Raw genomic sequence first — 13,552 nt, 5'->3', positions numbered from 1 at the left:
AATGGCACCTTATCCAAGGGTGGGAGGGCAAGTTATGTCGAATGGTAAGATGCTGATGGTGATGGTGGCCCTCGTCTGGGTTGGCATGATGCTTGCGATAGGCATGGAAAGTATTGTCAAATTTAATGCGCCTACTTTAACAAAGCCAGTCGGTTTTGATGTCGGGCGTACGGTTTTTGGCGTATTCAATTATGTTCAGCTCGGTTTGCTAGCCATATTGGTGATTTGTGCTTTTTTTGTTCAGATTGATCTGCTTAAAAAAATCCTGATCGCAAGTGCAGGTATCAGCTTGTGCCTGCAGGTTTTCTGGCTGTTTCCGGAACTCAGTCAGCGCGTTGATTTGATATTAAAGGGAATCAAACCACCGCCTACTTATCAGCATGCATTGTACGGTATGCTGGAAATATTCAAGCTGGCGGTGCTTTCCCTTTTTGGGATATTGCTATTGCGTCTGCAAGCGTGTTAAAAACACGCTTTTTGGTAATCAGCCGGAAAATACCGATGCTTGCCAGCTTTCGTTTAACTTTGTCATTGGCTTCGCAAAGATAGATATTAATACCACGTTTACGGTATTCAGCGATCAATTCGCTGAATGTTTCGAGGCCGGTCATGTCCATAAAAGGTACTTCCTTGAGGCGAAAAATAATGGTTTTAGAATCAAGATGCGCCGCCGCCAGCGCCCGTTCGATTTTTTCAGCGGCACCGAAAAAGAAGGGACCTTGAATAGTGTAAACAATCGTGTCACTGGGTATGGTATCGATGCCATTTGCAGCCAGTTCAGCCTGTAATTTTTCTCTGGTTTGTTCTTCTATATTGACAATTTGGCTCATGCGGCGAATAAAAAATAGCATCGCTAAAATCACACCCACATTGACCGCCACCACCAGATCTGTAAAAACCGTCAGGAAGAAAGTAATGAGCAAAACGACTACATCATAGCGTGGTGCGCGTTTGAGGATATGAAAAAAATGGGGTAGGTCGCTCATATTGTACGCAACCACAAAAAGGATAGCGGCGAGTGCGCAGAGTGGAACGTATGACGCAAGCGGCGCCAGAAAAATGATGACCAGCAGCAAAAAAATAGAGTGTGTGACGGCAGCGAGAGGACAGTTTCCACCGTTGCGGACATTGGTGGCGGTACGCGCGATGGCGCCGGTTGCCGCAAAACCGCCAAATAAGGGCGCGGCAATATTAGCAAGGCCCTGTCCGATTAATTCCTGATTAGAGTAATGGCGAGTACGTGCCATCCCGTCTGCAGCGGTAGCCGATAGGAGAGATTCAATTGCGCCGAGCAATGCAATTGTAAAAGCAGGGCCGATTAATCCGGACACGTGACCCAGTGTAAGCGAAGGAATATGGAATTGTGGCAGTTGTTGTGGTATACCGCCAAACGTACTCCCAATGGTAGCCACGCTATCAAATTTAAAATAGATTTGCAGTCCCGTCGCGGTTAGCATGGCAATAAGCGGTCCTGGTATCCACTTTATTAATCGGGGTGACAGAATGGTTAATAAAAGGCTTAAGACCGCAATAGCGGTCGTGGTGACGTTAAGGTTTGGAAGCGCATGAAAGGACCAGATCAGCTTTTGATAAAAAGCTGCATTCAGCGGAAGCGTTTGGCTAAAACCAAAAAAATCCTTCCATTCCCCAACAAAAATGATAAAGCCAATCCCTGTGGTAAAACCCACGATGACAGGATCGGGAATGTATTTAATCACGTTACCAAGCTTAAGTATGCCCATAAATATAAGAACAAAACCTGCGAGCAGCGTCGCGATTTGCAAACCGTCTACCCCATACTGAGCGGTAATGTGGGCGAGGATGACAATAAAGGCGCCTGTTGGACCTGCAATTTGGACTCGGCTGCCGCCAAAAACACCAACAATAAAGCCGGCGATGATGGCTGTATACAATCCTTGCTCTGGTTTGACGCCCGATGCGATAGCAAAAGCCATAGCGAGAGGCAGGGCGACGACCCCTACGATAAGCCCGGAAATCAGATTAGGCCGCCAGTTATTCCAGCGAAGGAGGCCAGCGCGATAGGCATCAATAATGGCAAGCATAGGGTATACCTTTTTGGTAAAGAATAGATCATTCGGACCGGATATTCGCACTTCGCTATTATATCGCTCAAAAAGAAAATTGCGAGATGCCAACCGAACGGATCGAAGCAGCTTAAAGGCAGTAGTGCTCAATGATTTCAAGCTGCTATCAAACTAGCGCTGGCTGCGTTTGGACATGAAATCAAGTTTGATAGTTGCAGCAGAAATAGCGTGGTCATTCTTGGGCGCTGATGGGAGTTTCATCATTGCTGAGTTACAAACAGAAGGAGTCGTTTGGTCGGACTTACTTCTGGTTTGCCCAAAAAATGAAGAAGATTGAATTTTGCGGGTAAGTCCCAGTTTAAACAAGTATCGCGCATTGATGCTGGCACGATGTTCCTGCATCATCTGAGTACGATGAATATACTGGCGTAAAAGATCTTTTGCATACATGCTGGCTGTTTTTTCATCTTTATCTTTACGCAATACATCAGCTCCATGTTGAATTAACATTTTGCAAGTGGGTAAGTCGTTATGGATGGCAGCATAGTGGAGAGGTGTTCTACCATGTTTATCTGGCCAATTGATCAGTTCAATGGCATTTGCCTGCAGTATTATGTTTAGCATTCCGGCATTGTGCTTGAAAACAGCAAGATGGAGTAATGTATGCTGCTGCGGCGTCTGGGTTAGTGTGTTTGCGCCTGCCTCCATAAAAAACATCAAAGCGTCGACGTGCTGACTGATAACAGCTTGGGCAATCGGCGTCAGGCCGTATGCGTTTGCAGCTTCGGAGTTGGCGCCTACCTCTAATAGAATTTTAATGATATCCAAACTGGCGCCCGATGAAATAGCGAGTTCAAGTAAATGCTGCAGCTGGATTTTATTTTCATTCAAGTACGGTTTTAAAAACGCTCCTTCTTCATCAAATTTAAGATGCAACAGCACTTGATAGTAATCATTGTTGGCAACCGCGTCCTCGAGTGTTCCATCGTCGCGATACACATAATCTTCGCTCGTAATCTTGTGAAATTCCTTTGGCTGATTCAGCATACCTAACAGCATTTCGATGGTGGCCTGAACCTGATCAACATTGTCATATTTCATCTGCTGAAATAATTCAGATTCAAGTTGTTTGAGGGAAGGATTAAACCCGTACCACAATAACCTGTTAATACGCGCGATGATGGTATGATTCAGATTATATTCAGTCCTGATAAGGTGATACATTTTTTCAAGTGCACCCTGGATGGCGGGATTTCTTATTAGGCAGCCTAATTCTTTTATTTGGCTATAGGAGAGGGAAACGGGCTCTTGTCCGCTGGTTGGATACCAAGTGAGTAATTCCACTGCCCTCGAAATGCCAGGTGCCAGAGATTCAAAACGGGAGGCGAGCCTTCGAATACTGTTCGCAAATGGACGCTTGTGCAGTAGGGTTTCATAGGCAACGACCGCGACCGCGGGGTTGGAGCACGCTTCAGTCATGGATTGGTCGCCGGTTGCAATGCGAAAACAGCCGGCCACTTTATTTAATTGCGTCAATTGACCATGAGGTATGTTTTTTTTATGAAGCAATCTAAAGGTTCTTTCGGGACGAGCCTGTTTAGCTTGATGATTGTTTAAAGGGATATGCTGTATTTCGTTATTATCGAGGTTATGAATAATAAAAAGATCAAAATTATTTTCTTTTAGAATTTGGTTTACATCAAGCATGCTATACGCTTCAGATGCGTGTCCAAGTAGTAGCAGGTCTGCGTTTTTATTTGAATTTCCAAGCAGTTCAGCAAAAATTCCGATGCCTTGTAGATAAGGAGCTGCTGTATACCCCATCCCAAGCTCAATGTCCTGATCATAAGCGGCAGGCTGGCGATGTTGTAATAAAATAGAGCGGTAAGGTTCCGGTACGCTTTGCCAGGCAGCTAATCGGTTGCTGTTTGCGGCTAATGAAGGATCAATGAGAATACCCGATTCATGCTCTAAAAAACCGGTATCAATACTGCTTGCGATATTTATACCATTTACTTCAAAGTATTCCTGCATTTTTTGTGAGGATGAAATAGTAGTAAAACTCTTGTTTGCATCAGCCCCATACTCTGAGATTAAGAGAATATTATTTTTATTAGGTAAATACTGAATATTCGGTTTTAAAAGGCTGTAAACAGGCGCCTCAATGATCAGATCAGGTACCATTTTGTCACGTTGTTCGAGTTGTGCTGGATTATCTAACCACGCACCATTAGCGTATGTTTGATTTATGTGACCCAGATAATCTTCGATGTTATAAATGCAATCAGTTAATCCAAATTCAATGCCACCGCTTAATTCCAGTATTTTTTTCTGTCCAGATTTGCTCGTGACAAAATGAATGGTGATAGAAGGAAATTTTTCCTTTATTACTCCTGCCATTCGTAGACCGAACAGCAAATCACCATAACCGGCATGGTCCGCGCATAATAGTAAAATCGTTTGGTTCTGGGGTGCCTGAAAGCGTTCGTAGAGATAATCCTTGATTGCTTCCATGTTATTGCATTGGCACGACTTTACGGAAACAGGTGTACCGTGGCTGGAAGAGGCGTCGTTGAGGAATGCTTCCAGCTTTTTTAGCATGCTTGAGTTGTAACTGTGCGAATACATAATTTATAGGGAAATCGTTATGAAATGATGAGGCCTAGTATAAACGTTGAATATTAACGAGAAGTTAAGCAGCTGATTTTTTATAGGAGGATCAAGATAAGACCGTGATTGCAAGCGAAAACGGAGGAATCCAGTTTTTACAACGAGCATTCATGCCACATGCTCCTTTCAAATGTACAATAAAATCTGGCTTGCTTCGCTCTCGCCCATGGCAATAGCTTTTTGTTTTTAAATGAATTTTAAAAATTGTTTTCTTAAGATTGTATCATTGAACGCTGTGAATTTTCGGCTTTTTTCTAGTGAGGTTAAATCGGAGAAATTCAATTAAATTGGCCCGGTAACGTTAAACTAGCCATCAGAAATAATTCATCATTATTATCAATCTATTAATGTGGGCGCTTTTCTCTCCGACTGCAGGGGTGTCGGTATAATGTTATAATTTATGTTGTCAAGAATAAAAATGGCTTAAAGTCTTTTTTCAAGGAGGTGCTTATGAAAGCGAAAGATGTTATGTCGAAAAAACCTGAATTTCTCCCTCCAACTGCTACTTTAAAAGAAGCCGCTCGACAAATGAATACACATGATTATGGATTTATCCCGGTAGGGGAAAATGACCGTTTGATTGGTGCGGTAACAGATCGTGATATTGTGATCCGTGCAGTGGCGGAGGGTAAGGATCCTGCTAAAACAACATTAAGGGACGTCATGAGCAAGGGAATACATTTTTGTTTTGAGTCGGATGATATAGAAAAAGTCGCGCAACAAATGGAACAGTTGCAAATCCGCCGGCTTGTGGTGTTAAACAAGGACAAACGTCTGACAGGTATCATATCCCTTGGCGATATTGCTACCAAGTGTCACAATCCATCGCTAAGTGCTGAGCTGACTGACGCGGTTTCACAAGAATAGGCACATTGGCGCCAAGCTCATGTTTGGCGCTATCCTATTTTTCTTGATCATCTATTCTCCCAATATCAGTTTACGAACCTAATCTACCCGAAGTATGATTAATAGCTGCATTGTGAATAAACTGAAGGAATTTTAAACATGCAAGGAAAAAGAATAGCGAACGGAATAGTAAGCTTATTGGCGCTTCTAGGTATTAAGTTGGCTTGCGCTGCGTCACATCAGGTTGTTATTCCCATGTATTTGGTAGATGAAAATAATCAAAGTAAAAGTATTGGCACTGTAAAAGTTGAGCTTTCCATTTGTGGTGTATTGCTGACCCCTGATTTAAAAGGTCTTCCGCCCGGTATCCATGGATTTCATATCCATGAAAACCCTTCCTGCGCAGATAAGGGCATGGCCGCAGGCGGGCATTTTGATCCTGCTAACACAAAAGAACACAATGGGCCTTATATCAAACATAGCCATTTGGGAGATCTCCCAGTTTTAATTGTTAATGAGGACGGGTCAGCAACACTGCCTACGCTTGCCCCGCGTTTTAAGATGGCGGAGTTAAAAGGCCACGCGCTCATGATTCATGAGGGGGGTGATAATTATTCTGACCATCCCGAAAAACTGGGTGGCGGCGGCGCGCGTATTGCGTGCGGTGTCATTTCCTCGGCTGAAAAAAAATCCTAGTTCAATTTCTTTTAGAGAAGTTTGATCTTGATAACCAGCTTCCGAAGAATTTCTTTAGCTTTTAATTATTAGGGCCTTTTTCCTCTTATACTGTAGTAGTGTGAGGACAAAAAGGCCCTTCTAAATGAACAGCGCTGATGCTGATTTTAACTTTATAATCAATATGCTGCTTACCAACCCGGTAATGTTGATGGGGTTGGTTCAAAGTGAGGCTCCCGGATTGGCGGCAGGGGGGATGACTAATTTTGCCTTGTTCGACTCGGCCGAGCTTAAACTGGGTTTGGGCGAAGATATTTTAATCATGGTACCGGAAAACAGCCGGCTTTATAGTCAGTTAAAGGGGAAGGCATTGTTGCGCTTCCCCGCTTTTTACGTTCCTTGCGAAAGCAATGAATCAATAGAGATCGAGGTTCCTGCCGAGGCGCAGATAATTATTACCCCCATGCTAACAGGCTGTAGTTTTGTGGCGGAAGAAAATACTGCTACTCCCCGAATCGCTCATATCAATCGTCTTAGTTTGGATGAGAACACGGAAGGTGAAACGGATCCTGCCTTGATGGAGGCGGATATTCGAAATTTCATGGACAATAGTAAGCAAAATTTATTTATTATCCGTAAAACGGATTATTATGATAATGCAGAGGCAGCCGCTGTGTTCGCAATAAAAATAAACAATCAATGGAATTATGTGTGCCAAAAAATGGTGGGCAACAAAATTGTAGATGTGATCACTAATATGAATAAACAAGATTATGAACACTGGATAACTGAACAGGCTGCCCGATCAGAACTGATTGGTTTACGCAACAACATTTATGAAGCTATTTCTGAAAACCAAAGGAAACTTACTGACAAACAAGTAACTTATCCCTATACTTTTATGTTTAATAATAAAAAACATATTGTCTCTTTACCGGAAAGTGTTTATCACCAGTTAAAAATAATCGACGCTGCCAAGCGGGGCCAACTCAAGTGGACTGCTGCGAATATTCTTATTCAGAAAATGGCTAAAGCCAGTTCGGAATTGACAAGATACAGCATTATGAAACGTACTCCTTCTAAAAAAGAAGAGTCATCTTCGATCACAAAACCTGAATCCAAAAAAAGAATACGTTAATGGCTTGTGCCGCTTGCTGGGTTAATTTTATTGTCTATTTGTTTTATATCCATATAAACTAATTGTTATTCATCGCGATGATAGAATCCATGAGATATCCCATGCTTTTAACAGCTCGTTGGTTTTCGACTTTATTTTGCTTTTTAGCGCTTGTTACAGGCGTAATGATTCCATCCAGTTTTGCTTCGGGTCCGGCTAATAATATTCATTTCCTCAGCATAACGGATGTGCACTTTGATCCTTTTATTTCTTGTTATCAAGCTCCTGTAAGGCCTTGTCCGTTAATAAAAAAATTACAGCAAACGCCAGCAGCACAATGGCCCGCTATTCTGGCGAAATACGATATCAGCGCTCCGCAGTACCGCCAGGATACTAACTATCCATTACTCAAATCCGCGCTTGGAGCTGCAAGTCAGGCCGCGCAGAAAGAACAAGCGCAATTTGTGATGGTGCTGGGTGACTTTCTTGGGCATGATTACCGACGATATTATAAGCAGTATGCACTCGATAAGTCATCGGCAGGTTATCGCGCATTTGTCCGGAAAACCATGGTATTTTTAACAAGCGAATTCATGCGCGCTTTTCCCGGAATAGATGCCTATGCTGTGGTAGGCAATAATGATTCCTACCGCGGCGATTATGTATCAGAACCGCATGGCGCTTTTTTTAGCGACACGGCCCACCTTTGGGCTGGTTTAGTAAAGGACAAAAACAATCGGGCTGCGTTACTGCGTGAATTTCCGACGGGCGGATATTATTCAGTGGATATTCCCCATTATCCTGCTTTGCGTCTGATTGTTTTGAACACCGTGCTGTTCTCCTATAAAGCAAAAGGAAAAAATATTCATCAGGCTGCGAATACAGAACTCGGCTGGTTGCATGAACAGCTTGCAGAAGCAAGGAAGCGCCGGCAGCACGTGTTGATTGCGATGCATATACCTCCTGGCATTGATGTTTACGCCACTTTGCAATTTCGTTTGCTCAGGTTGATCGAGCTCTGGAAAACTGAATATACAGAGCGCTTTGAAGCTGAATTAAAGCAGTTTGCGCCCGAAATTTCCGGTATTTTTGCCGGTCATTTGCACACTGATTGGTTCCAGATTCTAACCTTGAGCAATGCGAACCGCGTGCCGGTGACGGGTACACCTTCCATCAGTCCTCTATTTGGCAATAACCCCGGATTTAAAATTTATACGTATTCATTCACGTCTCATCAAATTGATAATGTGGAGACTTTTTATTATCCGCTCAGTAAAAAAAGATGGGGACTCGAATATACTTTTAATCGTGTGTACCCGCTTGGCTGCAACAACTGTCCTATCCTCAAAGGGATGGATGCGTTGCAGCAAACAGGAAGGTTAGCAGATTCGTATAAATATTATTACGCTGTTAGCACCACTAGTCAGCCTATTACAAACCAGTGGAAACCCTATTACTGGTGTGCGACACGCACGGTAAACGCGGCCAATTACAGGAAATGTCTGGCTGCAATCTAATTGTTTAATAATGCTATTGTTCCTGCATGGGTAATATTACCTATCCACTTTTCCTGATCAAATTTGATACCTTCCTCTGTTTATAGCGAGTCGTCCTGTAAGAGCGAGGAATATCATGGCCTTTACTATCACCTTTGCAACGAAGTACATGCCAAGTACCGGTGTCTCATGGAAAAAAGGAAACAAGGCAGAACGGTGCATACTTGCGACAGTATGATAGATAATCCCGCTAACATTTTGGTTAAGCAGTGCTTAAATCTTCATGAATATGATATTAAAAAAATAACACAGTTTGAGTTCATTAAAACCCGACTAGAAATAGCTGCCCAAAAGATAATTGCGCCTTTTCATTTTGGTTTAAATGGTTATTAGCATCCGCTTTCGGTGCTATTTCGTCACACTGTGCGCTTTGTCATTCTCCGTATGTGCTTGTCACCCGCACTTGGATTTTGTCACCACGCACTTGTTGCGGGGTCTGGCGTATAAAAAAAATAATGCATATATTTTTTATACCGGATCCCGCAACAAGTGCGGGATGACAAGCAGGTTCAGAGCAGGATGGATAGGCCGGTGCTGGATGCATTGCAGCGAACAAGCAAGCTGGCGCACCACTTGTTATTTAATATATAATTTCTTCAGCAGCATCCAAGAGACCATTTAAGCCACATTATTGGATTGACTACCCTTGTTAAAGAATAAATGCTAGTTCGTCTGGATTTGAAGTGGATTTAATAAATCCTTAATCTTGCTTGTATTATTCTGTTTTAATAGCGTAATTAAACATAATAAGAGGGGGGTTGTATGTATCCGACTGTTAAAATATCTGAGCACTATAGACAGAAATTCAGCGATTTGGTTAATAGGTATAAGCAACAAATTACTCCTATTGATAAAGAGAAAGATGATGTTATTGAAAAGCTAAAATTAAAACGTCAAGCGTTATTAAGCAAAACTTTTTCGCTGAAAACCAAAAATATAGAAGAGATTGATGCTCTAATTATTGAAGTGGCAGATTATTTAACCGAAGTGGCCACCGCAGAAACTTCTTACAAACAAAGATTCAACGCCGTCAAACAAAGCTTCGATAATGCTTATAATGAATTATCGCGCGAATATGAACAGAGTAAAGAGTATAAAACATCAACGATTGGTGATGGTCTCAGGGCAACGGTTAATTTTTTTCGAAGCATAAAAATAGATGATTTTTCGTTTTCCGATTTAAAAAAATGTCGACACCTGTTGACGAAAATGTACTTGGTGGGCAGACTTGCCATCTAGCTGAAAAATTAGTCATATTAAAAAGCCAAAAAAAACAAGCTGAAATATCTCAGCTGTCTTTATTCAAGCCTTCAGAACAATCGCAAACTAAGTCTGAGCTGGAAATAGAAAAAGAAAAAATAATCCGCGTCATTAAAAAAGCTATAGATGAAATTAAACTTCCGAAAGAGTCGCCTGGCGAACGGCTTTTGAAGCAATTTTATACGAGGAGAATAGACGAACTTAATCAATTAACGGGAAATGAAAATCAGAAAAAGCAAAAACTATTGCGGATAAAATCAGAAATCATTCGTGAGGTAGGGCTAACCCGATTTGAAGCATGGAGTAAAGTTTCGATTTACAGGAAATTTAAATAGCTGCTTATCTGGTTTGTCTCGCTTAACGCCATTGTTAAAAGGAGGTTCCCCGGGAGCAAAGCTAAGTCAGCTGCTTTGCTCCTTGCGTGGCCCAGGCAATATCTATCCAGTATTATCCAAGCGTTTAAAATTGAATTGCGCCAAGGATTTCATTTTGAAATCGATTTAGCTAGACTATCCGGTCTTATTCCAAGGAATGCATAAAAATAGACTGGAGGCGCGATGAAACGATATTTCAGGATAATGGCTGCTTTTTGCGGCGTATTAAGTGTCAGCGCTGCTTATTCGGCCGTCCCCAACAACGACCATCCTGCCACATTTCTGGGGCCAACCTTGCGTGGCGGTTTTAACAGCATGCTGACTGATACCAGTGCGTATGCGATATCAGGTGAAGCGGGCATCAGAAATCTGCGCGCAGGCGGCTCAGTGGGCTGGAATATCATGCAAGCGCATGCATTAAAATTTTCAGCGGAATTTTTATGGCAGCAAATTAACTACGCGTACTTTGCCGGTAATAATCACGATTGGGCGAATCAAGGTGCGGTGGGTGCTGCGTATCAATATGATCTTGGCCGTTATGTGCGGTTTCACCCTCAATTAGGTTTAAACGGCTATTATGCATCCGCTTCCAGTGCTGCGCTAGGAACAGAGACCGGCACTTTTATCAATAGTAGCGGCGTGGTTCAGCCTTTTACTAACATTCAGCGCCTTGCCGGATCGCACGCGTCGGGGATCAGCCCAGGTTTCAGTATTCAGGCGTGGCAGGGAATGCGAGCCGGTATTGATCTTAACTATGATAATGTTCGCTATGATATGCGTTATGAGCCTTCGACCACGGCCAAGGGATGGGGCGGAACCGCGCATCTCCGTCAACAGCTGGGAGATTATATTGCGGTGGGTGCCTCGGCTGCCGTTCGTGAGCCCTTTAATCATTACCAGGCGGAGCTTGCCTGGAATACATTGCCTTGTTATGGCGCATGGTCATTAAAATTGATCGGTGCCTATACGATTGGTAAACATTCACTCCCTAACACTTACAATGTAGGATTTACGGTTGATTATTTCCTCGATATGATGCGCGGCATACCCGAGGAAGATGTCAAGGCGGATTTTCTTGCCTGGATGGCAAAACCGGCTGTTTACATGCCTCAGGTACTTGCTATTGCGGATGAAAGCGTATCCTGAGACTTTATAACGATAAAAATGAGAGAGGCGGATGTTAAAAAATAAAACGGTGTTGATTACCGGCGCATCAAGTGGCATTGGTGCTGCTTGCGCCAGTCAGTTTGCTGCGATGGGCGCGAACCTGATTCTCTGTGCGCGGCAGATTGAAAAATTGCATGCACTCGCGGCGCAATTGCAAAACGCTCATGGCATTGAAATCCACACCATCATGCTGGATGTACGAAGCAAGGAGCAGATTACAGCAGCCATTCATGCGTTGCCAGATAAATGGAAGGCAATTGATATTCTGATTAATAACGCAGGCTTAGCAGCCGGACTTGATTTTTTACATGAAGGTCAGGTTCAAGATTGGGAAGACATGATCGACACCAATGTGAAGGGCCTGCTTTATATGACCCGGGAAATCCTGCCGCACATGTTGAAGCAGAATAGAGGCCACATTATTAATATTGGCTCCATCGCAGGTCATCAGGTTTACCCCAAAGGGGCAGTGTATTGTGCGAGCAAATTTGCAGTCAACGCCATTACGCAGGGCTTGCGCATGGATTTGTTAGGCTCACGCATACGGGTCAGTACTGTGGATCCTGGTGCGGTTGAAACCAATTTTAGCAAAGTGCGGTTTAAGGGAGATGAACAGCGTGCGGCCGCAGTCTACGAAGGCATGCAACCGCTGACGGCGCTGGATGTTGCGGATGCGGTTCTTTATTGTGCTACCCGGCCGGCTCATGTGAATATTAGCGAAATCCTGATCATGCCAACGGATCAGGCTGCAGCAACGATGGTTTCGCGCAAGGCTAAAGATCAGTAACGCTCCCGTAGCTAAAAGCGAAAACGAAGTCGGATTATAATTTTCGTGTCTCGCCAATATTTAAAATCCAGATGCCATGATAAGGAATTTGCGCCATTTGTGCGGCATGATAAAAGCGCAGGGGCGGTTCAAGGGGCGGCTCATCAGATAGGATAAGCGTACCCCAATGCATGGCGACCAGTGTTTTTGCCCGTAAATCGATCCCTACCTGCACGGCTTGCTCGGGTGATAAATGGCCTGCCAACATAAAATCAGGCGGTTCGTAGGAACCAATGCTGAGCAGCGCATAATCAAATGGGCCGAAATTGTCACCCAATTCAGGAAAAAGCGTGCCATAACCTGTGTCACCACTAAAATAGAGTTTTTTTTGATGGTTATGAATGCTGAATGCAGCCCAGAGTGAAGTGTTGTGCGTAAATAAATGTCGTTTGGAATAATGATAGGCAGGCAGAGCCCGAATGGTAATGTCTTCATGCGACCAGGTTTCATACCAATCCAGTTCGTGAATCTGTTTCTTTTTATAGCCGTATTTTCTGAACAATTTACCTAGCCGCAAGGGTACTACGACTTGGATATCCGATTTATTTGGCAGATGAGCAATGGTGCGTGCATCGCAATGATCATAGTGATCATGGCTCACCACCAGCATGTCAATGCGCGGCAAATCCGCAATAGGAAGCCCGGGCGGTGAAAAACGTTTAGGCCCTACGCCTGGAATGGGTGAAGCATGCGAAGTTAAAAAAGGATCAGTCAAAATGGTTTTTCCATTGAGTTTAATCAGAAATGTGCTATGTCCCAGCCAGGTGATGGTATTTTCCTCTTCAAGATGGTAATACGTAAGTAAAGCTTCCTGCGAGGGGACGACAAAACTCTCAGGCAGAGTGGGGGGCAGATAAAACAGGCGCCGCATGAAAAAGAAAAGCCGCCTGTACAAGCTAAATTTGCGTTTTATTCCCCCGGGCGGATTTTTAAAACGCCTATAGCGGGGAAACTTCATATAATGGGCTTTCTTAGCTGGTTTATGAGAATGCGGCATCTTGTTGTCCATAGAATAA

The 13,552-nt window shown here is 43.4% G+C and carries 12 protein-coding genes; 9 read left to right on the top strand and 3 right to left on the bottom strand.

The genetic code is table 11. The annotated features are described in order from the left end of the window. Nucleotides 1-34 precede the first annotated feature (34 nt). Nucleotides 35-466 (top strand): hypothetical protein, encoded by a 432-nt coding sequence (locus tag AQUSIP_RS06775; protein ID WP_114835035.1) that lies wholly within the window; start codon nt 35-37, stop codon nt 464-466. On the opposite strand, the gene AQUSIP_RS06770 is transcribed toward AQUSIP_RS06775, so the two are convergent. Beyond that, on the bottom strand, nt 408-2,063 hold the full coding sequence (locus AQUSIP_RS06770) for a SulP family inorganic anion transporter (protein WP_114835036.1): 1,656 nt from the start codon (nt 2,061-2,063) through the stop codon (nt 408-410). The genes AQUSIP_RS06775 and AQUSIP_RS06770 overlap by 59 nt on opposite strands. A gap of 153 nt (nt 2,064-2,216) precedes the next feature. After that, the gene (locus tag AQUSIP_RS06765) at nt 2,217-4,646 is read right to left on the bottom strand and encodes an ankyrin repeat domain-containing protein (protein ID WP_170131859.1); all 2,430 of its coding nucleotides are present in this window, start codon (nt 4,644-4,646) and stop codon (nt 2,217-2,219) included. A 519-nt stretch (nt 4,647-5,165) separates the two neighbouring features. Between AQUSIP_RS06765 and AQUSIP_RS06760 the strand changes: the two genes are divergently transcribed. From AQUSIP_RS06760 to AQUSIP_RS06725, 8 genes are all read left to right on the top strand, one after another. Beyond that, nucleotides 5,166-5,582 (top strand): CBS domain-containing protein, encoded by a 417-nt coding sequence (locus AQUSIP_RS06760; RefSeq protein WP_114835038.1) that lies wholly within the window; start codon nt 5,166-5,168, stop codon nt 5,580-5,582. A 138-nt stretch (nt 5,583-5,720) separates the two neighbouring features. Then, nucleotides 5,721-6,257 carry a superoxide dismutase family protein gene (locus AQUSIP_RS06755; protein ID WP_114835039.1) on the top strand — a complete coding sequence of 179 codons (537 nt, stop codon included), beginning with the start codon at nt 5,721-5,723 and terminating at the stop codon, nt 6,255-6,257. Between the two features lie 124 nt (nt 6,258-6,381). Then, on the top strand, nt 6,382-7,374 hold the full coding sequence (locus AQUSIP_RS06750) for a hypothetical protein (RefSeq protein ID WP_114835040.1): 993 nt from the start codon (nt 6,382-6,384) through the stop codon (nt 7,372-7,374). Between the two features lie 101 nt (nt 7,375-7,475). Further along, the gene (locus AQUSIP_RS06745) at nt 7,476-8,870 is read left to right on the top strand and encodes a metallophosphoesterase (RefSeq protein WP_114835041.1); all 1,395 of its coding nucleotides are present in this window, start codon (nt 7,476-7,478) and stop codon (nt 8,868-8,870) included. A gap of 801 nt (nt 8,871-9,671) precedes the next feature. After that, nucleotides 9,672-10,148 carry a hypothetical protein gene (locus AQUSIP_RS06740; RefSeq protein WP_114835042.1) on the top strand — a complete coding sequence of 159 codons (477 nt, stop codon included), beginning with the start codon at nt 9,672-9,674 and terminating at the stop codon, nt 10,146-10,148. Then, nucleotides 10,097-10,504 (top strand): hypothetical protein, encoded by a 408-nt coding sequence (locus tag AQUSIP_RS06735; protein WP_114835043.1) that lies wholly within the window; start codon nt 10,097-10,099, stop codon nt 10,502-10,504. The genes AQUSIP_RS06740 and AQUSIP_RS06735 overlap by 52 nt, the downstream gene beginning before the upstream one ends. A gap of 222 nt (nt 10,505-10,726) precedes the next feature. Next, nucleotides 10,727-11,689, top strand: coding sequence for a hypothetical protein (locus AQUSIP_RS06730; RefSeq protein ID WP_147277502.1), 963 nt, complete (start codon nt 10,727-10,729; stop codon nt 11,687-11,689). 31 nt (nt 11,690-11,720) lie between these two features. Further along, on the top strand, nt 11,721-12,497 hold the full coding sequence (locus AQUSIP_RS06725; RefSeq protein ID WP_114835045.1) for an SDR family NAD(P)-dependent oxidoreductase: 777 nt from the start codon (nt 11,721-11,723) through the stop codon (nt 12,495-12,497). 34 nt (nt 12,498-12,531) lie between these two features. On the opposite strand, the gene AQUSIP_RS06720 is transcribed toward AQUSIP_RS06725, so the two are convergent. Continuing rightward, on the bottom strand, nt 12,532-13,533 hold the full coding sequence (locus tag AQUSIP_RS06720) for an MBL fold metallo-hydrolase (RefSeq protein WP_170131860.1): 1,002 nt from the start codon (nt 13,531-13,533) through the stop codon (nt 12,532-12,534). Nucleotides 13,534-13,552 lie beyond the last annotated feature (19 nt).

The sequence above is a fragment of the Aquicella lusitana genome (assembly GCF_902459475.1).
GTDB lineage: Bacteria > Pseudomonadota > Gammaproteobacteria > DSM-16500 > DSM-16500 > Aquicella > Aquicella lusitana.
This window is presented reverse-complemented; position numbering and strand designations above follow the sequence as displayed.